At 56.1% G+C, this 20,210-nt stretch carries 20 protein-coding genes; 10 read left to right on the top strand and 10 right to left on the bottom strand.

What is annotated here, in order from left to right; genetic code table 11:
• The first annotated feature begins 89 nt into the window (after nt 1-89).
• From INF86_RS19995 to INF86_RS19985, 3 genes are read left to right on the top strand one after another with little or no spacing between them, the layout of a single operon-like run.
• Nucleotides 90-1,112: a hydrolase gene (locus INF86_RS19995; RefSeq protein WP_048966613.1), complete on the top strand. Its 1,023-nt coding sequence runs from the start codon at nt 90-92 to the stop codon at nt 1,110-1,112.
• Nucleotides 1,109-1,327 carry a YheU family protein gene (locus INF86_RS19990; protein ID WP_006177849.1) on the top strand — a complete coding sequence of 73 codons (219 nt, stop codon included), beginning with the start codon at nt 1,109-1,111 and terminating at the stop codon, nt 1,325-1,327. Before INF86_RS19995 ends, INF86_RS19990 begins: the two co-directional genes overlap by 4 nt.
• Nucleotides 1,328-1,356: 29 nt before the next feature.
• A complete protein-coding gene (locus tag INF86_RS19985; protein WP_003861663.1) occupies nt 1,357-2,226 on the top strand; it encodes a phosphoribulokinase in 870 nt (289 codons plus the stop codon).
• A gap of 85 nt (nt 2,227-2,311) precedes the next feature.
• On the opposite strand, the gene INF86_RS19980 is transcribed toward INF86_RS19985, so the two are convergent.
• Complete coding sequence (locus tag INF86_RS19980; RefSeq protein WP_063148437.1) at nt 2,312-2,716, bottom strand: OsmC family protein; 405 nt, start codon at nt 2,714-2,716, stop codon at nt 2,312-2,314.
• A 310-nt stretch (nt 2,717-3,026) separates the two neighbouring features.
• Here INF86_RS19980 and crp point away from each other — a divergent pair, with 310 nt between their 5' ends.
• On the top strand, nt 3,027-3,659 hold the full coding sequence (gene crp, locus INF86_RS19975; RefSeq protein WP_000242758.1) for a cAMP-activated global transcriptional regulator CRP: 633 nt from the start codon (nt 3,027-3,029) through the stop codon (nt 3,657-3,659).
• Nucleotides 3,660-3,716: 57 nt separating this feature from the next.
• Nucleotides 3,717-5,804, top strand: a complete 2,088-nt coding sequence (locus tag INF86_RS19970) for a YccS/YhfK family putative transporter (protein ID WP_023307103.1) — start codon at nt 3,717-3,719, stop codon at nt 5,802-5,804.
• Here the strand turns inward: INF86_RS19970 and INF86_RS19965 are convergent.
• The 4 genes from INF86_RS19965 to ppiA all read right to left on the bottom strand — a co-directional run bounded on the left by INF86_RS19965 (nt 5,801) and on the right by ppiA (nt 8,965).
• Nucleotides 5,801-7,021 carry an aspartate aminotransferase family protein gene (locus tag INF86_RS19965; RefSeq protein ID WP_193543860.1) on the bottom strand — a complete coding sequence of 407 codons (1,221 nt, stop codon included), beginning with the start codon at nt 7,019-7,021 and terminating at the stop codon, nt 5,801-5,803. The two genes, INF86_RS19970 and INF86_RS19965, sit on opposite strands and share 4 nt — an antisense overlap.
• 87 nt (nt 7,022-7,108) lie before the next feature.
• Nucleotides 7,109-7,672, bottom strand: a complete 564-nt coding sequence (pabA, locus tag INF86_RS19960) for an aminodeoxychorismate synthase component 2 (protein ID WP_193543859.1) — start codon at nt 7,670-7,672, stop codon at nt 7,109-7,111.
• A gap of 30 nt (nt 7,673-7,702) precedes the next feature.
• The gene (locus INF86_RS19955) at nt 7,703-8,287 is read right to left on the bottom strand and encodes a putative adenosine monophosphate-protein transferase Fic (protein ID WP_038416836.1); all 585 of its coding nucleotides are present in this window, start codon (nt 8,285-8,287) and stop codon (nt 7,703-7,705) included.
• A 105-nt stretch (nt 8,288-8,392) separates the two neighbouring features.
• Complete coding sequence (ppiA, locus tag INF86_RS19950; RefSeq protein ID WP_022649614.1) at nt 8,393-8,965, bottom strand: peptidylprolyl isomerase A; 573 nt, start codon at nt 8,963-8,965, stop codon at nt 8,393-8,395.
• A 278-nt stretch (nt 8,966-9,243) separates the two neighbouring features.
• Here ppiA and tsgA point away from each other — a divergent pair, with 278 nt between their 5' ends.
• The 5 genes from tsgA (at nt 9,244) to INF86_RS19925 (ending at nt 15,380) form a co-directional block, all read left to right on the top strand.
• Nucleotides 9,244-10,428: an MFS transporter TsgA gene (gene tsgA, locus INF86_RS19945; RefSeq protein WP_022649615.1), complete on the top strand. Its 1,185-nt coding sequence runs from the start codon at nt 9,244-9,246 to the stop codon at nt 10,426-10,428.
• Nucleotides 10,429-10,688: 260 nt separating this feature from the next.
• Entirely contained in the window at nt 10,689-13,232 is a 2,544-nt protein-coding gene (gene nirB, locus INF86_RS19940; RefSeq protein WP_022649616.1) for a nitrite reductase large subunit NirB, read from the top strand.
• Nucleotides 13,229-13,555, top strand: a complete 327-nt coding sequence (gene nirD, locus INF86_RS19935) for a nitrite reductase small subunit NirD (RefSeq protein ID WP_193543858.1) — start codon at nt 13,229-13,231, stop codon at nt 13,553-13,555. The genes nirB and nirD overlap by 4 nt, the downstream gene beginning before the upstream one ends.
• 134 nt (nt 13,556-13,689) lie before the next feature.
• Nucleotides 13,690-15,063 (top strand): siroheme synthase CysG, encoded by a 1,374-nt coding sequence (cysG, locus tag INF86_RS19930; RefSeq protein WP_108367942.1) that lies wholly within the window; start codon nt 13,690-13,692, stop codon nt 15,061-15,063.
• A gap of 146 nt (nt 15,064-15,209) precedes the next feature.
• The gene (locus INF86_RS19925; protein WP_003861638.1) at nt 15,210-15,380 is read left to right on the top strand and encodes a YhfL family protein; all 171 of its coding nucleotides are present in this window, start codon (nt 15,210-15,212) and stop codon (nt 15,378-15,380) included.
• Between the two features lie 135 nt (nt 15,381-15,515).
• Here the strand turns inward: INF86_RS19925 and trpS are convergent, their stop codons facing one another.
• The 5 genes from trpS to damX form a co-directional block, all read right to left on the bottom strand.
• On the bottom strand, nt 15,516-16,520 hold the full coding sequence (gene trpS / locus INF86_RS19920; RefSeq protein WP_023298773.1) for a tryptophan--tRNA ligase: 1,005 nt from the start codon (nt 16,518-16,520) through the stop codon (nt 15,516-15,518).
• Nucleotides 16,513-17,274: a phosphoglycolate phosphatase gene (gph, locus tag INF86_RS19915; RefSeq protein ID WP_017384158.1), complete on the bottom strand. Its 762-nt coding sequence runs from the start codon at nt 17,272-17,274 to the stop codon at nt 16,513-16,515. Before gph ends, trpS begins: the two co-directional genes overlap by 8 nt.
• Nucleotides 17,267-17,944 (bottom strand): ribulose-phosphate 3-epimerase, encoded by a 678-nt coding sequence (gene rpe, locus INF86_RS19910; protein WP_003861634.1) that lies wholly within the window; start codon nt 17,942-17,944, stop codon nt 17,267-17,269. The genes gph and rpe overlap by 8 nt, the downstream gene beginning before the upstream one ends.
• Nucleotides 17,945-17,983: 39 nt before the next feature.
• The gene (gene dam, locus INF86_RS19905) at nt 17,984-18,796 is read right to left on the bottom strand and encodes an adenine-specific DNA-methyltransferase (protein WP_022649620.1); all 813 of its coding nucleotides are present in this window, start codon (nt 18,794-18,796) and stop codon (nt 17,984-17,986) included.
• A 67-nt stretch (nt 18,797-18,863) separates the two neighbouring features.
• A complete protein-coding gene (gene damX / locus INF86_RS19900; RefSeq protein ID WP_046620338.1) occupies nt 18,864-20,162 on the bottom strand; it encodes a cell division protein DamX in 1,299 nt (432 codons plus the stop codon).
• Nucleotides 20,163-20,210: the final 48 nt, after the last annotated feature.

Raw genomic sequence — 20,210 nt, 5'->3', positions numbered from 1 at the left:
GGGATCAGTTCATGTTTCGGAAAAACGGGCTAAACGGGGTACAATTCGGAAGGTATAGTTAATTTCTGACAAGAATCAGCATCGCCCTTATGACCCAAATCATTCCCTCAGACTTCGACATTGCAGCCGAAGAGAGCGCAGAGTTCGTGCCCATGCGCGGTGTGGCTAACCCTCACCTGCAAACCATGCTGCCGCGCCTGATCCGCCGCAAGGTGCAGTTCAACCCCCACTGGCAGCGCATTGACCTGCCGGACGGTGACTTTTTGGATCTCGCCTGGAGCGAAGATCCGGATCGGGCCAGACATAAACCCCGTCTGGTGGTGTTTCACGGCCTGGAAGGCAGCCTGCACAGCCCTTACGCACACGGTCTCATTGAGGCGGCGAAAGCCCGCGGCTGGCTTGGGGTGGTGATGCATTTTCGCGGATGCAGCGGCGAGCCTAACCGTCAGAAACGCATTTATCACTCGGGTGAAACCGAGGACGGCTCCTGGTTCCTGCGCTGGCTAAGAGACAATTTCGGCGAGGCACCAACGGCAGCGGTGGGGTATTCGCTGGGCGGGAATATGCTGGCCTGCCTGCTGGCGAAGGAGAGCGACGCCGTACCGCTGGATGCGGCGGTGATTGTCTCTGCGCCCTTTATGCTGGAGCAGTGCAGTTATCATATGGAAAAGGGGTTTTCGCGGGTCTATCAGCGTTATCTGCTCAACCTGCTGAAAGCCAACGCCGCACGTAAACTTAAGGCCTATCCGGATACGCTGCCTGTGACGTTGCAACAGCTCAAACGCGTGAAGCGCCTGCGCGAGTTTGATGATTTGATAACCTCGAAAATTCACGGCTTTGCCGATGCGATTGACTATTACCGTCAGTGCAGCGCCATGCCTTTACTGAATCAAATCACGAAACCCACGCTGATTATCCACGCCAAAGACGATCCGTTTATGGATCATCACTCGATCCCCGCCCCTGACTATCTGCCGGATAACGTGGAGTATCAGCTCACCGAGTTCGGCGGGCACGTGGGCTTTGTTGGCGGCACGCTGCGTCGGCCAAAAATGTGGCTTGAGACGCGTATACCCGACTGGTTAACGGCCTATCTGGACGGTAAAAAATGATTATTCCCTGGCAGGATCTCTCTCCCGAAACGCTCGATAATCTGATTGAAAGCTTTGTCTTGCGCGAAGGCACCGATTATGGTGAACATGAACGTTCGCTTGAACAAAAGGTCAGCGATGTGAAGCGCCAGCTTAAAAGCGGCGACGTGGTGCTGGTATGGTCCGAACTGCATGAGACGGTGAATATCATGCCCCGCAACGCGTTTCATGGCTGATCTTACACTTTTCCAGTCAGGGAGTTGCTATGTCTGCCAGACATCCGGTTATTGCCGTTACGGGTTCGAGTGGGGCGGGAACCACTACCACCAGCCTCGCCTTCCGCAAGATTTTCGCCCAGCTTAACTTACGGGCGGCAGAGGTAGAGGGCGACAGCTTTCACCGCTACACGCGCCCGGAGATGGATATGGCCATCCGAAAGGCGCGCGATCTGGGTAAACACATCAGCTATTTTGGCCCGGAGGCCAATGACTTCGGCCTGCTGGAGCAAACCTTCCGTGAATACGGGCAGAGCGGCACCGGGCAGTCCCGCAAGTATCTCCATACCTACGATGAAGCCGTGCCCTGGAACCAGGTCCCCGGCACGTTCACGCCCTGGCAGCCGCTGCCGGAACCGACTGACGTGCTGTTTTACGAAGGATTGCACGGCGGCGTGGTGACGCCTCAGCACGACGTGGCGCGCCATGTGGATTTGCTGGTGGGAGTGGTGCCGATTGTTAACCTTGAGTGGATCCAGAAGCTGACGCGTGACATGAGCGAGCGCGGCCATTCGCGAGAGGCGGTAATGGATTCGGTGGTGCGCTCCATGGAAGATTACATCAACTTCCTCACGCCGCAGTTCTCCCGAACCCACATTAACTTCCAGCGCGTCCCCACCGTGGACACCTCCAACCCGTTCGCCGCAAAAAGCATCCCTTCCCTGGACGAGAGCTTTGTGGTGATCCACTTCCGCAACCTGGAAGGCATCGATTACCCCTGGCTGCTGGCGATGCTACAAGGTTCGTTTATTTCGCACATGAATACGTTAGTGGTACCGGGCGGAAAAATGGGGCTGGCGATGGAGCTGATCATGACGCCACTGGTGCAGCGGCTGATGGAAGGAAAGCAAATCGCGTGAGTTGTTTTGCCCGGTGGCGCTGCGCTTACCGGGCCTACGGGCGTGCTTTTGTAGGGCGGGTAAGCGCAGCGCCACCCGCCAAAAATTAAGCCGCGATCACTTCATACGAATGGGTGATGTTTACCGCTTTCTCCAGCATTAGCGCCACAGAGCAGTATTTCTCCGCAGACAGGTCAACCGCACGCGAGACCGCCGCATCCTTCAGTTCTTTGCCGGTGACGATAAAGTGCAGATTAATATGCGTGAACAGACGTGGCGCCTCTTCGCGACGTTCTGACGTCAGCTTCACTTCACAATCGGTCACGTCATGACGGCCTTTTTGCAGGATCGACACTACGTCGATCGCGCTGCATCCACCTGCCGCCATCAGCACCATTTCCATCGGGCTTGGGGCTTTATCGCCGGAGTTGCCATCCATCAAAACCTGGTGCCCGGAAGCAGACTCGCCCAGGAACGTTAACCCTTCAACCCATTTCACACGCGCTTGCATATTCACTCACTCCAACGTTGCATTTTTTATGACAGATTACGTGTACGTTACATTTCTCGCAACGGAAGGCGACCTGCGTCATGCTGAAGCGAGACACCAGGAGACACGCGGCGAAAGCTATGCTAAAACACTCTGGATGCTACAGTAATACATTGACGTTACACATGTATGCAGAGGACATCAAACTTTACTGGCTGCGAAACGTTACGACAGCCGACTTCCCAGGTATGGGTAAGAATTCGATTGCAACCCCAGAGTCCGGATGCATCTTATGACTCTGGTGACAGCTTATAACAGAGGATAACAGCGCATGGTGCTTGGCAAACCGCAAACAGACCCGACTCTCGAATGGTTCTTGTCTCATTGCCACATTCATAAGTACCCATCAAAGAGCACGCTGATTCACCAGGGTGAAAAAGCGGAAACGTTGTATTACATCGTTAAAGGCTCGGTGGCCGTGCTGATCAAAGATGAAGAAGGGAAAGAGATGATCCTTTCTTATCTGAACCAGGGCGATTTTATCGGTGAACTGGGCCTGTTTGAAGAAGGCCAGGAACGTAGCGCCTGGGTTCGTGCAAAAACAGCATGTGAAGTGGCTGAAATTTCTTACAAGAAATTCCGTCAGCTGATTCAGGTCAACCCTGACATCCTGATGCGTCTTTCTTCCCAGATGGCACGCCGTCTGCAAGTGACCTCTGAGAAGGTGGGTAACCTCGCCTTCCTGGACGTGACCGGTCGTATCGCGCAGACTCTGTTGAACCTGGCGAAACAGCCAGACGCCATGACCCACCCTGACGGTATGCAAATTAAAATTACCCGCCAGGAAATCGGTCAGATCGTCGGCTGCTCCCGTGAAACAGTGGGCCGTATCCTGAAGATGCTGGAAGATCAAAACCTGATCTCCGCCCACGGTAAAACCATCGTGGTTTACGGGACCCGTTAATTCCGGTCAGACGGCGTGCCGCCGCAGGGTGGCACGCCGTTTTTGTCTCTACTCCTTATGTGGCGCAGGCTGATCTATCACCCGGAAGTTAACTACGCACTGCGACAAACGCTGGTGTTGTGTCTTCCCGTGGCCGTGGGCCTGATCCTCGGACATCTTCAGCAAGGCCTGCTGTTTTCCCTCGTGCCCGCCTGCTGCAACATTGCCGGTCTGGACACCCCGCATAAACGCTTTTTCAAACGCCTGATTATTGGCGGCTGCCTGTTTGCCGGCTGTAGCCTTGCCGTGCAACTCTTACTGGCCCGCGACATTCCTCTGCCGCTGATCCTGACCGTGCTGGCGATGACGCTTGGCGTAACCGCTGAAATCAGCTCGCTGCACGCCCGCCTGCTTCCTGCGTCGCTGATTGCCGCCATCTTCACCTTAAGCCTTGCGGGCAATATGCCGGTGTGGGAGCCATTGCTGATCTACGCCCTCGGCACGCTGTGGTACGGGCTGTTTAACTGGTTCTGGTTCTGGTTGTGGCGGGAACAGCCGCTTCGCGAATCCCTGAGCCTGCTCTACGTGCAGCTTGCTGAATACTGTGAAGCAAAATACACCCTGCTCACGCAACATACCGACCCGGAAAAATCCCTGCCGCCGCTGCTGGCACGCCAGCAAAAAGTGGTGGATCTGATCAGCCAGTGCTATCAGCAGTTGCACATGCTTGCCGCCAACAAAAATCATGAATATAAGCGGCTGCTGCGTACCTTTCAGGTCGGGCTGGATTTGCAGGAGCATATTTCCGTCAGCCTTCATAATCCGGAAGAGGTGCAAAAGCTGGTGGAGCGCAGCCATGCGGAAGCGGTGATCCGCTGGAACGCGCAGACCGTCGCGGCGCGCCTGCGGGTGCTGGCTGAGGATATCCTCTATCACCGCTATCCGACGCGCTTTAACATGGACAAACAGCTCGGCGCGCTGGAAAAGATTGCGCGTCAGCACGCGGATAACCCGGTCGGGCAGTTTGCCGCCTGGCATTTCAGCCGCATCGCCCGGGTTTTGCGCACCCAGCGCCCGCTTTATGCCCGGGACCTGATGGCCGATAAGCAAAAACGACTGCCGTTGCTGCCTGCGCTCAAAAGCTACCTGTCGCTGAAGTCTTCCGCCCTGCGCAACGCCGCAAGAATTAGCGTCATGCTCAGCATCGCCAGCCTGATGGGAATGGCCCTGCACCTGCCGAAACCCTACTGGATCTTAATGACCGTGCTGTTTGTCACCCAGAACGGCTATGGTGCCACGCGGGTGCGCATTCTGCATCGGGCGGGCGGCACGATGGCGGGGCTGATTATCGCGGGCGTAACGTTGCACTTCCACGTGCCGGAAGGGTATACGCTGGTCGGCATGCTGGCGATTACGATGGTGAGTTATCTGATCATCCGTAAAAACTACGGCTGGGCGACGGTGGGCTTTACGGTAACGGCGGTGTACACCCTGCAGTTGCTTACGCTCAACGCCGATCAGTTAATTATTGCCCGCCTGGTCGATACCCTGATTGGCTGCCTGATCGCCTTTGGCGGCATGGTCTGGCTGTGGCCGCAGTGGCAAAGTGGATTACTGAGGCAAAACGCCCACGACGCGCTGGAGGCGGATCAGCAGGCCATTCGCCTGATCCTGAGCGACGACCCGCAGCCGTCTCCACTGGCCTACGAGCGCATGAAGGTCAACCAGGCGCATAATGCCCTGTTCAACTCCCTTAACCAGGCCATGCAGGAGCCGGGCTTCAACTCGCACTATCTGGCTGACATGAAGCTGTGGGTCACGCACAGCCAGTTTATCGTCGAACACATCAATGCCATGACCACGCTGGCGCGCGAGCACACCATGCTGACGCCGGATCTTGCGCAGCGCTATTTGCAGTCGTGTGAAATTGCCCTCCAGCGCTGTCAGCAGCGTCTGGAGTACGACGCGCCGGGCGAGTCGGGGGATTCGAACATTCTGGAAGCGCCGGAGACGCTGACCCACGGGCCGATGAGCACCCTTGAGCAGCATTTACAGCGCGTTCTCGGGCATCTCAACACCATGCACACCATTTCGTCGGTGGCATGGCGTCAGCGTCCGCATCACGGGATTTGGTTAACGCGCCGGTTAAAACGAACCGCGTATTAGCCTCTGACGATCTTCGCGACCGCCGCGGCAAAACGGGTTAACCCGTCTTCGATGTCTTTGTCTTCCACCACCAGCGACGGCGCGAAGCGCATCACGTCCGGCCCGGCGTTGAGCACCATGACGCCTTCGTGCGCGGCGGCGTGCAGGAAATCGCGCGCGCGGCCTTTGTACTGAGGCTTCAGCTCGGCGCCGATCAGCAGTCCCATTCCGCGGATGTCGCTGAAGACATCAAACTGTTCGTCAATCTGCTGAAGATGTTTCACAAAAAGGGCGCGTTTCGCATTCACGCCATTCAGGACGTCCGGCGTATTAATGATGTCGAACGCCGCTCCCGCCACGGCACACGCCAGCGGATTACCGCCGTAAGTGGAGCCGTGTGAGCCCACATGAAATGCGGAAGCGATATCCTGGGTGGTTAGCACCGCGCTGACCGGAAAACCGCCGCCGAGCGCTTTCGCGCTGGTCAGAATATCCGGCGTTACGCCGTAGTGCATATAAGCGAACAGGTCTCCGGTACGCCCCATCCCACACTGCACTTCATCAAACACCAGCAGCGCCTGGTGCTCGTCGCACAGTTCGCGCAGCCCTTGCAGAAATTCCGGGGTGGCCGCCGTGACGCCGCCTTCCCCCTGAATGGGTTCGACCACCACGGCACAGGTGTGATCGTCTATCACCGCTTTAACGGCGTGCAGATCGTTAAACGGCACATGGATGATATCCGCAGGTTTCGGACCAAAGCCGTCGGAATACTTCGGCTGGCCGCCAACGGAAACGGTAAAGAACGAGCGACCGTGGAAGGCGTTATGGAAGGCGATGATTTTGGTTTTGTACGGACTATGACGCGTGGTTGCGTAGTAGCGCGCAAGCTTAAAGGCGGTTTCGTTGGCTTCGGTGCCGGAGTTCATAAACAGCACGCGTTCGGCGAAGGTGGCATCGATGATCTTACGCCCCAGACGCAGCGCCGGTTCGTTAGTGAACACGTTGCTGGTGTGCCACAGCGTTTCGCCCTGCGTTTTCAGCGCGTCCACCAGCGCAGGATGGCAATGGCCCAGCGCCGTCACCGCAATACCGCCTGCGAAATCAACATACTCGTTGCCCTGCTGATCCCAGACGCGGCTGCCTCTCCCTTTCACCGGGATAAACTCAGCCGGTGCATAAATCGGCAGGATCACTTCATCGAATGTCGCGCGGGTAATTGCTGGTTGTTCAGTTGCCATGTCATGACCATCCATTTTTATGTCACAGTACTTGTGAAAATATAATCACAAAATATGCATAAAAAATCACAACAAGGCAACAGATATTCAGCGATTAAGGAAATTGGCCAGCAGCGCGTGCCCCTGTTCGCTGAGAATGCTTTCCGGGTGGAACTGCACCCCTTCCAGATCGTACTCGCGGTGGCGAATGCCCATGATTTCCCGGGTCTCACTCCAGGCTGTCACTTCAAAGTCTGCGGGCAGGGTCGGCGGATCAATCACCAGAGAATGGTAGCGCGTCACGGTTAACGGATTGTTTAGCCCCAGGAATACGCCGGTACCGGTGTGCGTGATCGGTGAGGTTTTGCCGTGCATGACTTTCGCGGCACGGACAATGGTGGCGCCAAAGACCTGCGCAATGGCCTGGTGACCCAGGCAGACGCCCAGAATCGGCAGCTTGCCCGCATAGTGGCGGATTACCTCCAGCGAGATGCCGGACTCCGACGGCGTACACGGCCCGGGCGAAATCACGATTTTCTGGGGCGCCAGCGCGGCAATGTCAGCCAGCGCGATCTCATCGTTACGGCGGACAACCACCTCTGCCCCCAGCTCACAAAAATACTGGTAAAGGTTCCAGGTAAAGGAATCGTAGTTATCAATCAGCAGAATCATGGCGGCTCCTGAAAAAATGGCCGCCCTATTTTACTCAGATCCCCGCGCTTCGCTCACAACTTTGGCAAAGATAGCATTCAGGGCGGTCAGATCACCCATCGCCCCGCTCTGGTTGGCGGATGCCCAGTCGTCCGGGTCGATCCCCTGCCAGTTCAGCACGTAGCCCGCATGGATCGCCAGCTGTTCAAAGAAGATCCGCTGAGCCACGCCATTACCGCTCATAAACGGATGTAGCATGTTGATTTCACAGTAGTAATGACTGATTCTGTCTGTAAACTCTTCTTTCTGAAGGCCCACCAGATATTTATCGCTTTCCAGCGAAGCCATCAGCTCATTACCCACCTTCTCGATGTACTCGAAATGGCAAAATGGAATGTCGCCCTTGGAGATATCGGCGGTGCGCAGCTCGCCAGCGCCTTTCATTTCGTTGCGGAATAAATGGCGGTGAATAAGGCACAGATGGGGTAAACCCGGTGCAGAAGGCCCCAGTGCCAGCATCTCGATATCGGGTTCAGCGGGACCCTTGCCTTTTTCAAGGAGGCAACTGGCCTGAAGATTGACGCTACGCTGTTGCTCCCAGAGTCGGGATTTTTGCTTGTCGGTGAGTTTTTTCACTACGCCTCCCTGAATAGTCCGTTTGCCACAAGTATAAGCAGCAAAACGCGCTTTCGCAGGGAGGGCGGAAAGACACGGGCAGGATGTGCCCGTGTGAGGGAACGATTACGGCAGCACTTTCGCGGAGAGAATCACCACTGGCTTAGACGGCACATTCTGGTATGGACCGACATCGTGAGTCTGAACCTGAGAGATCTTGTCCGCCACGTCCATGCCTTTCACCACTTTACCGAACACCGCGTAGCCAAAGTCGCGCTGGCCGTGGTCCAGGAAGGCGTTATCCGCCACGTTGAGGAAGAACTGGCTGGTGGCGCTGTCTTTATCCGCCGTACGCGCCATAGAAATGGTGCCGCGCTTGTTCAGCAGGCCGTTATCCGCTTCATTTTTGATTGGCGGGTTAGGCTTTTTCTGCTGCATCTGCTCGTTGAAACCGCCGCCCTGAATCATAAAGCCCGGGATCACGCGGTGGAACGTGGTGTTGTTATAAAAACCACTGTTCACGTAGTCGAGGAAGTTTTTCACAGAAACAGGGGCTTTCTGGCTATCCAGCTCCAGCTCAATATTCCCCGCAGAGGTAGTCAGCAGGACGTGAGGGTCTCCTTTAGCTGCCAGCGCAGCAGGGGAAACGGCAGAAAGAGCAAACACAGCTGCGACAGCCGCCAGTGTTGATTTGAGCATGAGAATTCCTTAACAAAGCGCAGTATAAAAAGCGAATGGCTTGATTCTAAAGAGCAGTATGACCCCAGACCAGTCTTTTACCTAATTTTACGAAATTGAAACAATTATTACCGCGCAAACGATTGTTCACCCCGCGATATAATGTGATCCACATCACGTTAAAGCCTGCAATTGTGCTCAATATTTTCTGAAAAGATTTAATTAGATCACTTTCGCGACTAAAATCTGCCCGCTCAAACGCAGTCATTGCGTTTTTCTTTACTTTTAACAGGCCAGACATGACTAACAGCAATCGCATCAAGCTCACATGGATCAGCTTCTTCTCCTACGCCCTGACCGGCGCGTTGGTGATCGTCACCGGGATGGTGATGGGAAATATCGCAGACTATTTCCAGTTGCCCGTTTCCAGCATGAGCAATACCTTCACTTTCCTGAACGCGGGGATCCTGATCTCTATTTTCCTTAATGCCTGGCTGATGGAAATCGTGCCGCTGAAAACCCAGCTGCGCTTCGGCTTCGTGCTGATGGTTGCCGCCGTGGCGGGCCTGGTGCTGAGCCACAGCATCGCCCTCTTCTCTGCCGCCATGTTCGTGCTGGGCCTGGTGAGCGGGATCACCATGTCGATCGGTACGTTCCTGATCACCCATATGTATGAAGGCCGCCAGCGCGGCGCGCGTCTGCTGTTCACCGACTCCTTCTTCAGCATGGCCGGGATGATTTTCCCGATGGTCGCCGCGTATCTTCTGGCGCGCAGTATTGAGTGGTACTGGGTGTACGCCTGCATTGGTCTGGTCTATGTCGCGATCTTTATTCTCACCTTCGGCTGCGAGTTCCCGGTGCTGGGCAAAAAAGCGCAGACCACGTCTGAGCCAGTTGCGAAAGAAAAATGGGGTATCGGCGTGCTGTTCCTTTCCATCGCCGCGCTGTGTTACATCCTCGGCCAGCTGGGCTTTATCTCCTGGGTTCCTGAATACGCGAAAGGTCTGGGCATGAGTCTGAACGACGCGGGTAAACTGGTGAGCGATTTCTGGATGTCTTACATGTTCGGCATGTGGGCGTTTAGCTTTATCCTGCGCTTCTTCGACCTGCAACGGATCCTGACCGTTCTGGCGGGTCTGGCAACCGTGCTGATGTATCTGTTCATCAACGGTTCCCCGGAGCATATGCCGTGGTTCATCCTGACCCTGGGCTTCTTCTCCAGCGCGATTTATACCTCGATCATCACCCTTGGCTCTCTTCAGACCAAAGTGGCCTCGCCAAAGCTGGTGAACTTCGTGCTGACCTGCGGCACCATCGGCACCATGCTGACCTTCGTGGTCACGGGCCCAATTGTGGCGCACAGCGGCCCGCTGGCGGCGCTGCATACCGCTAACGGTCTGTACGCCGTGGTGTTCATCATGTGCTTCGTGCTGGGCTTTGTGACCCGTCACCGTCAGCACAACCCGGCAACAGCTACCCACTAATCGCCGTAACCCCTTTGCGTACTGCAAAGGGGTTTTCCCCTGCTCACCCGCCCTGCCCGCCGATGGGTAAAAAACCCCACCAAAATTGTGTGAAAAACAAGCAAGCACAAAAATCAAACAATATCCGTAACTTATAAAAATCCTGACAAATCATAGATATACCCCCTAAGGGGTAGGTGAAGGCGTATTTGATTTGCATCAATAAGTGCCCCTGCTGAATCGTTAAGGTAGGCAGTAATAGAAAAGAAATCGAGGCAAAAATGAGCAAAGTCAGACTCGCTATCATCGGTAACGGCATGGTCGGCCACCGCTTTATTGAGGATCTTCTCGATAAAGCCGATGCTAACCAGTTCGATATTACCGTGTTCTGTGAAGAACCCCGCAAGGCGTACGACCGTGTGCACTTGTCTTCCTACTTCTCTCACCATACCGCCGAAGAACTCTCTCTGGTGCGTGAAGGTTTCTACGAGAAGCATGGCGTAAAAGTGCTGGTGGGCGAACGCGCTATCACCATCAACCGTCAGGAGAAAGTGATCCACTCCAGCGCCGGACGCACGGTTTTTTACGATAAGCTGATCATGGCGACAGGCTCGTATCCGTGGATCCCGCCGATTAAAGGTTCGGAAACCCAGGATTGCTTCGTTTACCGTACCATTGAAGACCTCAACGCCATTGAATCCTGCGCACGTCGAAGCAAACGTGGCGCGGTTGTCGGCGGTGGTCTGCTGGGTCTGGAAGCGGCAGGCGCACTGAAAAACCTCGGCGTTGAAACCCACGTCATCGAATTTGCCCCGATGCTGATGGCGGAACAGCTGGACCATATGGGTGGCGACCAGTTACGCCGTAAAATCGAAAGCATGGGCGTGAAGGTTCACACCAGCAAGAACACCAAAGAGATCGTGCAGGAAGGCACTGAAGCGCGTAAAACCATGCGCTTTGCCGATGGCAGCGAGCTGGAAGTGGATTTCATCGTCTTCTCCACCGGCATTCGCCCGCGCGACAAGCTGGCCACCCAGTGCGGTCTGGCCGTTGCGCAGCGCGGCGGGATCATGATCAACGACACCTGCCAGACCTCCGATCCGGACATCTACGCCATCGGCGAATGCGCCAGCTGGAATAACCGCGTATACGGTCTGGTTGCACCTGGGTACAAAATGGCGCAGGTCGCCGTTGACCATATCCTCGGCAGCGAAAACGCCTTCACCGGCGCAGACATGAGCGCCAAGCTGAAGCTGCTGGGCGTGGACGTGGGCGGTATTGGCGATGCGCATGGTCGCACCCCGAACTCCCGCAGCTATGTTTATCTGGACGAAAGCAAAGAAGTCTACAAACGTCTTATCGTCAGCCAGGACAACAAAACCCTGCTCGGGGCGGTGCTGGTGGGCGACACCAGCGACTTCGGCAACCTGCTCCAGCTGGTGCTGAACGCCATTGAGCTGCCGGAAAACCCGGACGCGCTGATCCTCCCGGCGCACGCCTCCAGCGGTAAGCCGTCCATTGGCGTGGATAAACTGCCGGACAGCGCGCAAATCTGCTCCTGCTTCGACGTGACCAAAGGCATGCTGATCTCCGCCATTAACAAAGGCTGCCACACCGTTGCGGCGCTGAAAGCGGAAACCAAAGCCGGGACCGGCTGCGGCGGCTGTATCCCGCTGGTCACCCAGGTGCTGAACGCCGAGCTGGCAAAACAGGGCATTGAAGTGAACAACAACCTGTGCGAGCACTTCGCTTACTCTCGCCAGGAGCTGTACCACCTGATCCGCGTGGAAGGCATTAAGTCCTTCGACGAACTGCTGGAGAAACACGGCCAGGGCTATGGCTGTGAAGTATGTAAGCCTACCGTCGGTTCCCTGCTTGCGTCCTGCTGGAACGAATATGTGCTCAAACCAGAACACACTCCGCTTCAGGACACCAACGATAACTTCCTGGCTAATATTCAGAAAGACGGGACTTACTCGGTGATCCCGCGTTCTGCCGGGGGAGAAATTACCCCTGAAGGGCTGGTCGCCGTGGGCCGTATCGCCCGTGAGTTTAATCTGTACACCAAAATCACCGGTTCCCAGCGTATCGGCCTGTTCGGTGCGCAGAAAGATGATCTGCCGGAAATCTGGCGTCAGCTGATTGAGGCGGGCTTCGAAACCGGTCACGCGTACGCCAAGGCGCTGCGCATGGCGAAAACCTGCGTGGGCAGCACCTGGTGCCGCTACGGCGTGGGCGACAGCGTGGGCTTCGGCGTCGAGCTGGAAAACCGCTACAAAGGTATCCGTACGCCGCACAAAATGAAGTTCGGCGTCTCAGGGTGTACCCGTGAATGTGCGGAAGCACAGGGTAAAGACGTGGGTATTATCGCCACCGAGAAAGGCTGGAACCTGTACGTGTGCGGTAACGGCGGGATGAAACCTCGCCACGCCGATCTGCTGGCTGCCGATCTCGATCGCGATACGCTGATCAAATACCTCGACCGCTTCATGATGTTCTACATTCGTACCGCCGATAAGCTGACCCGTACCGCGTCCTGGCTGGATAATCTCGAAGGCGGCATCGACTATCTGAAGTCAGTCATTATCGACGACAAGCTGGGCCTGAATGAACAGCTGGAATCCGAGATGACTCGCCTGCGCGAGGCGGTTATCTGCGAGTGGACCGAAACCGTGAACACGCCAGCGGCGCAGACGCGCTTCAAACACTTTATCAACAGCACCCAGCGCGACCCGAACGTGCAGGTGGTGCCGGAGCGCGAACAGCATCGTCCAGCGACCCCGTATGAACGTATTCCGGTGATGCTGGTGGAGGAAAACGCATGAGCCAGTGGGTAAACATCTGCAACATTAACGACATTCTGCCAGCAACCGGCGTCTGTGCCCTGCTGGGCAACGAGCAGGTAGCGATTTTCCGCCCTCGCCACGATGAACAGGTTTTTGCCATCAGCAATATCGACCCGTTCTTCGAGGCCAGCGTGCTCTCCCGCGGTCTGACTGCGGAGCACCAGGGCGAACTGTGGGTTGCCAGCCCGCTGAAAAAGCAGCGCTTCCGCTTAACCGACGGGCGCTGCATGGAAGATGAAAGCTTCTCGGTCAAACACTACGACGTCCGCGTGAAGGACGGCGAGGTGCAGCTGAAAGCGTAACCCCTCGCCTTTTCAATAGGAAAGGCTTATGACCCCTTATGGGTAACGGCAGGAAAAACCGTATGTTCTGTACGATTCCTGCTGTTATCCTGACGTCAATTCTTCCCCCGCCATGAATGCTGTGAGGTAACGTCGTGGATCACCTGCCGATTTTTTGTCAATTACGCAACCGCGACTGCCTGCTCGTGGGCGGCGGCGATGTGGCTGAACGCAAGGCGCGCCTGCTGTTAGAGGCGGGCGCCCAACTGACCGTTAACGCCCTCACCTTCGCCCCACAGTTTGACGTCTGGGCGCAGGAAGGGATGCTCACGCAGGTGCAGGGCGAATTTGATGAATCCCTGCTGGATACTTGCTGGCTGACCATCGCCGCAACGGATAACGATGACGTTAACCAGCGCGTCAGCGACGCCTGCGAAGCGCGCCGCATCTTCTGTAACGTGGTGGATGCGCCGAAAGAGGCGAGCTTTATCATGCCATCCATTATCGACCGCTCGCCGCTGATGATTGCGGTGTCGTCCGGTGGCCGCTCGCCCGTTCTTGCCCGTCTGCTGCGGGAAAAACTGGAAGCCGTGCTGCCTCAACACCTTGGTCAGATTGCCCATTACGCCGGGCAGTTGCGTTCCCGCGTGAAGCAAACCTTCGCAACCGTGGGCGAACGCCGTCGCTTCTGGGAGAAGTTCTTTGTCAACGACAGGCTGGCGCAGTCGCTGGCCAATCAGGACGCCAAAGCGGTTGAAGAGACGACCGAGCAACTCCTCTCTGAACCGCTGGATCATCGCGGTGAAGTGGTACTGGTGGGCGCAGGTCCCGGCGATGCGGGCTTGCTGACGCTGAAGGGTCTCCAGCAGATCCAGCAGGCGGACATCGTGGTGTATGACCGTCTGGTCTCTGATGACATCATGAATCTGGTGCGCCGCGATGCTGACCGCGTGTTCGTCGGCAAACGGGCAGGTTATCACTGCGTACCGCAGGAGGAGATCAACCAGATCCTGCTGCGGGAAGCGCAAAAAGGTAAGCGCGTGGTGCGTTTGAAAGGGGGCGATCCGTTTATCTTTGGTCGCGGCGGCGAGGAGCTGGAAACTCTCTGCAACGCGGGCATTCCGTTCTCCGTGGTGCCGGGCATTACGGCGGCATCCGGCTGTTCTGCCTATTCCGGCATTCCGTTAACCCATCGCGACTATGCCCAGAGCGTGCGCCTGGTGACAGGCCACCTGAAAACCGGCAGCGAGCTGGACTGGCATAATCTGGCCGCTGAAAAGCAGACTCTGGTCTTCTACATGGGGCTAAATCAGGCAGCCACGATTCAGGCGAAACTGCTGGAGCACGGCATGGAAGCAGATATGCCGGTCGCGCTGGTAGAAAACGGTACCGCCATTACGCAGCGCGTGGTCGATGGCGTACTGACGCAGCTGGGCGAGCTGGCGCAGCAGGTTGAAAGCCCGGCGCTGATCGTGGTGGGCCGCGTGGTAGCACTGCGTGAAAAACTGAACTGGTTCTCCAGCCACTAACGCACAATCTTTCTCCCGGGAGTAGTCTTGAAGCGGACTACTCCCTTCTTACCTCAGTCGATAACATACCGCCCGCGTAATGGAACTTTTCCATTTATTCCCTCGTGTTACATCCAATTTTTTGATTTTATTGACAAGGAATGCGTATGTTCAAACTGGCAAAAGCTGCCGTTCTGGTCGGCCTGTTAACAACTCTGACGGCCTGCACCGGTCACGTTCAAAATACTAAAAATAATTGCAGCTACGATTACCTGCTTCACCCGGCGATCTCCATTTCGAAGATCATTGGCGGTTGCGGCCCGGCGGCACAGCAGTAAGCGTTTTTCAGGCGTAAAAAAACCGGGGATTTCCCGGTTTTTTTTTCGTCAGTTTTGTCGGGTGGCGGCTCCGCCTTACCCGACCTACACGGTCCCGTAGGCCGGGTAAGCGTAAGCGCCACCCGGCAAAGCGGCTTAAGGTTTCGCCACAAACCCAATCGCCTCGTACACCGCTTTCAGGGTTTCGGAGGCGCGCGCGCTGGCTTTTTCCGCGCCCTCTTTCATCACTTTTTGCAGGAAAGCTTCGTCGTTACGGTAACGGTGATAGCGCTCCTGCAACTCGGTCAGCATGCCGGAAACGGCGTCTGCCACTTCACCTTTCAGGTGGCCGTACATTTTGCCTTCAAAGTGTTTTTCCAGCTCAGGGATGCTCTGTCCGGTCACACCGGAGAGAATGTCCAGCAGGTTGGATACGCCCGCTTTGTTCTGCACGTCGTAGCGCACCACTGGCGGCTCGTCGGAGTCGGTCACCGCACGCTTGAGCTTTTTCACCACCGACTTCGGATCTTCCAGCAGGCCGATAACGTTGTTGCGGTTATCGTCAGACTTGGACATCTTTTTGGTCGGCTCCAGCAGCGACATCACGCGCGCGCCGGATTTCGGAATAAACGGCTCAGGCACTTTGAACACGTCGCCGTAAAGCGCATTGAAGCGCTGGGCGATATCGCGGCTCAGCTCCAGGTGCTGCTTCTGATCTTCGCCCACTGGTACCTGGTTGGTCTGGTACAGCAGAATATCTGCCGCCATCAGCACCGGATAATCAAACAGACCGGCGTTGATGTTTTCAGAGTAGCGCGCAGATTTATCCTTGAACTGGGTCATGCGGCTCAGCTCGCCGAAATAGGTGTAGCAGTTCAGCGCCCAGCCCAGCTGCGCGTGCTCTGGCACGTGAGACTGAACGAAAATGGTGCTCTTCTCTGGATCGATACCGCACGCCAGGTACAGCGCCAGCGTATCGAGCGTCGCCTTGCGCAGCTTCTCGGGATCCTGACGCGCGGTGATAGCATGCAAATCTACGATGCAGTAAATGCAGTGGTAGTCATCCTGCATGCTCACCCACTGACGTAACGCACCCATGTAGTTACCAATGGTCAGTTCACCTGAAGGCTGTGCGCCACTAAAAACGATGGGCTTAGTCATTATTCAATTCCTGATGTTCACTGTGCGAGAGCCCGAGTGCGGGCAACAAATCTTTGAAGTGGTCGAACACAACGTCCGGCTCACTCAGCGTAATGGCTTCACCGTAGTTGTAGCCGTAGGTCAACCCAACAGACGGGCAACCTGCCGCTCTGGCAGCCAGAATATCATTGCGGGAATCCCCGACAAAGAGCAGCTCCGCAGGCGCTAAGGATAATTTTCCTGCCACCAGCAATAGCGGTTCCGGATGCGGCTTTTTATTCTGCACGTCATCGCCGCCCACAATTACGGAGAAGTATTTCGCGATATCCAGCGCTTCCAGCAGAGGCGCAACGAACGGTGTTGGCTTGTTGGTCACCAGCCCCAGCGGGATGCCTTTCGCATGTAGCGCGCTCAGCGTTTCAGCGACATCCGGGAACAGGAAGCTGCCCTCTTCGACGGTCTCTTCGTAGAAACGGTCGAACAGTTTGCGCAGAATACGCTGCTGCTCATCCTGGGGAATATCCGCGTGGTCAACACTCGGTTTCCCTTGCGCAGAACGCTGAGAGGCACGTTCCTGACGAGCCCAGGTCAGCGCGCGCTCCATCAGCACGTCTGCACCGTTACCAATCCACGTCACGACGCGCTCTTCGCCCGCAACGGGGAGTTCAAGGGCATACAGCGCCTGATCGACGGCGCGGGTTAATCCTGGCGCGCTGTCGACCAGCGTGCCGTCGAGGTCAAATGCTACACCCCGAATAGCCTGCAATTTATCCATGACTTACCTTCGCCAGTTCACGGCGCATTTCATCAATGACTTTTTTGTAATCCGGTTGATCGAAGATGGCGGAGCCTGCGACGAACATATCCGCCCCTGCCGCCGCAATCTCACCGATGTTATTGACCTTCACGCCGCCGTCCACTTCCAGACGAATATCATAGCCAGACTCATCAATGCGGCGGCGCACTTCACGCAACTTGTCGAGCGTCTGAGGAATAAACGACTGGCCGCCAAAGCCCGGGTTGACGGACATCAGCAGGATCACGTCCAGCTTGTCCATCACGTAGTCGAGATAGCTCAGCGGGGTCGCCGGGTTAAAGACCAGCCCCGCCTTACAGCCGTTCTCTTTGATCAGCTGTAGCGTGCGGTCAACGTGTTCGGAGGCTTCCGGGTGGAAAGTGATGATGCTGGCACCCGCCGCGGCGAAATCAGGCACGATGCGATCAACCGGTTTCACCATCAGATGCACGTCAATGGGCGCGGTGATCCCGTAGTTACGCAGCGCTTTAAGCACCATCGGACCGATGGTCAGGTTGGGAACGTAGTGGTTATCCATAACGTCGAAATGGACGACATCTGCGCCAGCCGCGAGAGCTTTGGCAGTGTCTTCACCCAGGCGGGCAAAATCGGCCGACAGAATTGAGGGGGCAATCAAAAACTGTTTCATCCGCATCTCCTTGAAATGTGTTTACCGGCGGGCAAAGGCTCAGGGTCGATAAAGCGCCAGAAGTTCGTCCACCTTTTTACGTGTGCCGCCATTGCTACTAATGCTACGCCGCACTTTTACCTGAAAATGCTTCGCGGCTTTGTACCATTCGCGCGTATCAGGCGTGTCGTGATTCGAAATTAACACCGGAATTCTTTTGCTGACCAGCTTTTCCGCCATCTCAGCCAGACGCGCCTGCTCGGCCGGGCTGAAGCTGTTGGTGTGGTAGGCGGTGAAATTTGCCGTGGCAGACAGCGGCGCGTAAGGCGGGTCGCAGTAGACCACCGAGTTTACGCCCGCCAGCTCCATGCACTCTTCATAGGAGAGACAGTAGAACTCGGCATTCTGCGCTTTTTCAGCAAAGTGATACAGCTCGTCCTGCGGGAAATAGGGACGCTTATAGCGGCCAAACGGCACGTTAAACTCGCCACGCAGATTATACCGGCACAGACCGTTGTAGCCATGGCGGTTGAGATAAAGAAACAACAGCGCGCGACGGAACGGGTCCTGGCTCTGATTAAACTCAGCGCGGAACTGATAGTAAATGTCCGGGTTGTTGTTCTCTGGCGTAAACAGCTTCCGCGCCTCTTCCACATACTCATCGGTACGCAGTTTGACGATGTTATAGAGGCTGATAAGGTCGCTGTTGATATCCGCCAGGATATAACGAGAAAAATCGGTATTCAGGAATACCGATCCAGCACCCACGAAGGGCTCGATAAGACACTCGCCTTTCGGCAGGTGCTTTTTAATATCGTCGAGCAGGGGGTATTTCCCCCCTGCCCATTTAAGAAAAGCGCGATTTTTTTTCATGCTGACTAACTGATTACACCTTCTCCGGCTGTGGAGAAAGCTCCGACAGCATCCTGCGCTTTAAACATTACTTCAGATCGGCCTGCACCTGATGAATTGGCTTCGCCCACGGGTTTTTCGCCTGCACATCGGCAGGCAGCGTGGAGACGGCTCGTTTTGCTTCATCTTTTGAGGCATAAACTCCGCTTACCAGAACGTACCAAGGCTGTCCGTTACGGGTCGTCTGATAAACCACATAGTTTTTCAGATTCGATTTCTTCGCCCAGGCGTTGAGGTTGTCGTAGTTAGACGAACTGCTCAGCTGCAACGTGTAGTTGCTGGATGATGCGGATTTCAGAGAACCCACGTTACCCGTCGTTTTACCTGCCGCGGTGCTGGATGCGCTAGCGGTTGGCGTAGCAGCCGGTGCCGCAGTTGCAGCAGGCGCGGTTGTGGTCGCCGTTGCTTTAGGTGCAGCGGTTGCCGCAGGCGTTGGCGCTTTAACCGGTTGGCTCACCGCAGGTTTTGTCTGCGCTGGCGCTTTCGTTTCTGGCGCTTTTGCCACGGTCTGCGGTTTCGTCTCACGCTTCGGCTCAATCACAGCCTGCTTACGCTCCTGACGCGGCGCAGTCGGCGTCTGGCGCGGTTTGGTTTCCGTTGCCGCCGTTTGCTGCTGGGCATTGCTGCCATGAACTGGCGCAACGGTGGCAGGTTCAGTAGGCAGCGTGGAGTTCACCACGGCAGCGTTAACCTGCTCCTGATTCTGCGGCTGCGTCAGCGCGTTATTCAGATCGCCCTGAACTTCAACACGCTGCTGGCCCTCCGGCGTAACAGGCGCCTGGCCCTGAGTTGGGGTCGCAGAGACGGGCGGCAGAGAGATATCCTGACCGGCGCTGGTGTTACCTGCGGTCTGCTCTGCGGAAGTGGTGCCCGGCGCTGGCTGAGCGCCATTCGCCTGGTTGCTCGCATCGTTACCAGACAGGTCGATGCTCTTCTCGGCAGACGCTGTCTGCTCGGTAGAATGGGTAGAAGGTGCTTTTAGCGCGGAACCAATGCCGACAATCAGCAATACCAGAACCAGAACGCCAAGGCCCATCATGATGTACTGACGGGAGGCCGGTTTTGCCGCTACCGCTTTTTTACGTTTGCGCGGACGACGTTCAACAGGCTGTTCATCCATTAACTCTTCTTCGGATTCATACTCCTCGTCTTCACGCTCATTTCGCGCGTTACGGCTACGCGAAGGGCGACGATCGTCTGCATCCAGATCGACATCGTCAAAGTTGATCTGCGGCTCGTTATCACGTTCTGAAGATTGACGAGAACGACCAGTACGACGATCGCTGGGATCGGGTTTCAGCTCGTCTTCTGGTTTGAATTCATCCATTTAACACCCCACTCAAAGGCTTCTGCCAACGACTCTGCATTTACCTGA

The organism is Enterobacter cloacae complex sp. I1M, assembly GCF_014982425.1.
Classification (GTDB): Bacteria; Pseudomonadota; Gammaproteobacteria; order Enterobacterales; family Enterobacteriaceae; genus Enterobacter; species Enterobacter intestinihominis.
Note: the sequence above shows the minus strand (reverse complement) of the source record. Positions and strands in the feature narration are given on the sequence as shown.

What these genes read in the sequence shown, in the direction of transcription:
- INF86_RS19925 (WP_003861638.1), top strand. Translation starts at nt 15,210, where the DNA reads ATGTTCAAACTGGCAAAAGCTGCCGTTCTGGTCGGCCTGTTAACAACT.
- gph (WP_017384158.1), bottom strand. Translation starts at nt 17,274, where the DNA reads ATGGATAAATTGCAGGCTATTCGGGGTGTAGCATTTGACCTCGACGGC.
- INF86_RS19990 (WP_006177849.1), top strand. Translation starts at nt 1,109, where the DNA reads ATGATTATTCCCTGGCAGGATCTCTCTCCCGAAACGCTCGATAATCTG.
- rpe (WP_003861634.1), bottom strand. Translation starts at nt 17,944, where the DNA reads ATGAAACAGTTTTTGATTGCCCCCTCAATTCTGTCGGCCGATTTTGCC.
- INF86_RS19985 (WP_003861663.1), top strand. Translation starts at nt 1,357, where the DNA reads ATGTCTGCCAGACATCCGGTTATTGCCGTTACGGGTTCGAGTGGGGCG.
- trpS (WP_023298773.1), bottom strand. Translation starts at nt 16,520, where the DNA reads ATGACTAAGCCCATCGTTTTTAGTGGCGCACAGCCTTCAGGTGAACTG.
- pabA (WP_193543859.1), bottom strand. Translation starts at nt 7,672, where the DNA reads ATGATTCTGCTGATTGATAACTACGATTCCTTTACCTGGAACCTTTAC.
- dam (WP_022649620.1), bottom strand. Translation starts at nt 18,796, where the DNA reads ATGAAAAAAAATCGCGCTTTTCTTAAATGGGCAGGGGGGAAATACCCC.
- INF86_RS19995 (WP_048966613.1), top strand. Translation starts at nt 90, where the DNA reads ATGACCCAAATCATTCCCTCAGACTTCGACATTGCAGCCGAAGAGAGC.
- INF86_RS19970 (WP_023307103.1), top strand. Translation starts at nt 3,717, where the DNA reads ATGTGGCGCAGGCTGATCTATCACCCGGAAGTTAACTACGCACTGCGA.
- nirB (WP_022649616.1), top strand. Translation starts at nt 10,689, where the DNA reads ATGAGCAAAGTCAGACTCGCTATCATCGGTAACGGCATGGTCGGCCAC.
- INF86_RS19980 (WP_063148437.1), bottom strand. Translation starts at nt 2,716, where the DNA reads ATGCAAGCGCGTGTGAAATGGGTTGAAGGGTTAACGTTCCTGGGCGAG.
- INF86_RS19965 (WP_193543860.1), bottom strand. Translation starts at nt 7,021, where the DNA reads ATGGCAACTGAACAACCAGCAATTACCCGCGCGACATTCGATGAAGTG.
- crp (WP_000242758.1), top strand. Translation starts at nt 3,027, where the DNA reads ATGGTGCTTGGCAAACCGCAAACAGACCCGACTCTCGAATGGTTCTTG.
- nirD (WP_193543858.1), top strand. Translation starts at nt 13,229, where the DNA reads ATGAGCCAGTGGGTAAACATCTGCAACATTAACGACATTCTGCCAGCA.
- tsgA (WP_022649615.1), top strand. Translation starts at nt 9,244, where the DNA reads ATGACTAACAGCAATCGCATCAAGCTCACATGGATCAGCTTCTTCTCC.
- damX (WP_046620338.1), bottom strand. Translation starts at nt 20,162, where the DNA reads ATGGATGAATTCAAACCAGAAGACGAGCTGAAACCCGATCCCAGCGAT.
- ppiA (WP_022649614.1), bottom strand. Translation starts at nt 8,965, where the DNA reads ATGCTCAAATCAACACTGGCGGCTGTCGCAGCTGTGTTTGCTCTTTCT.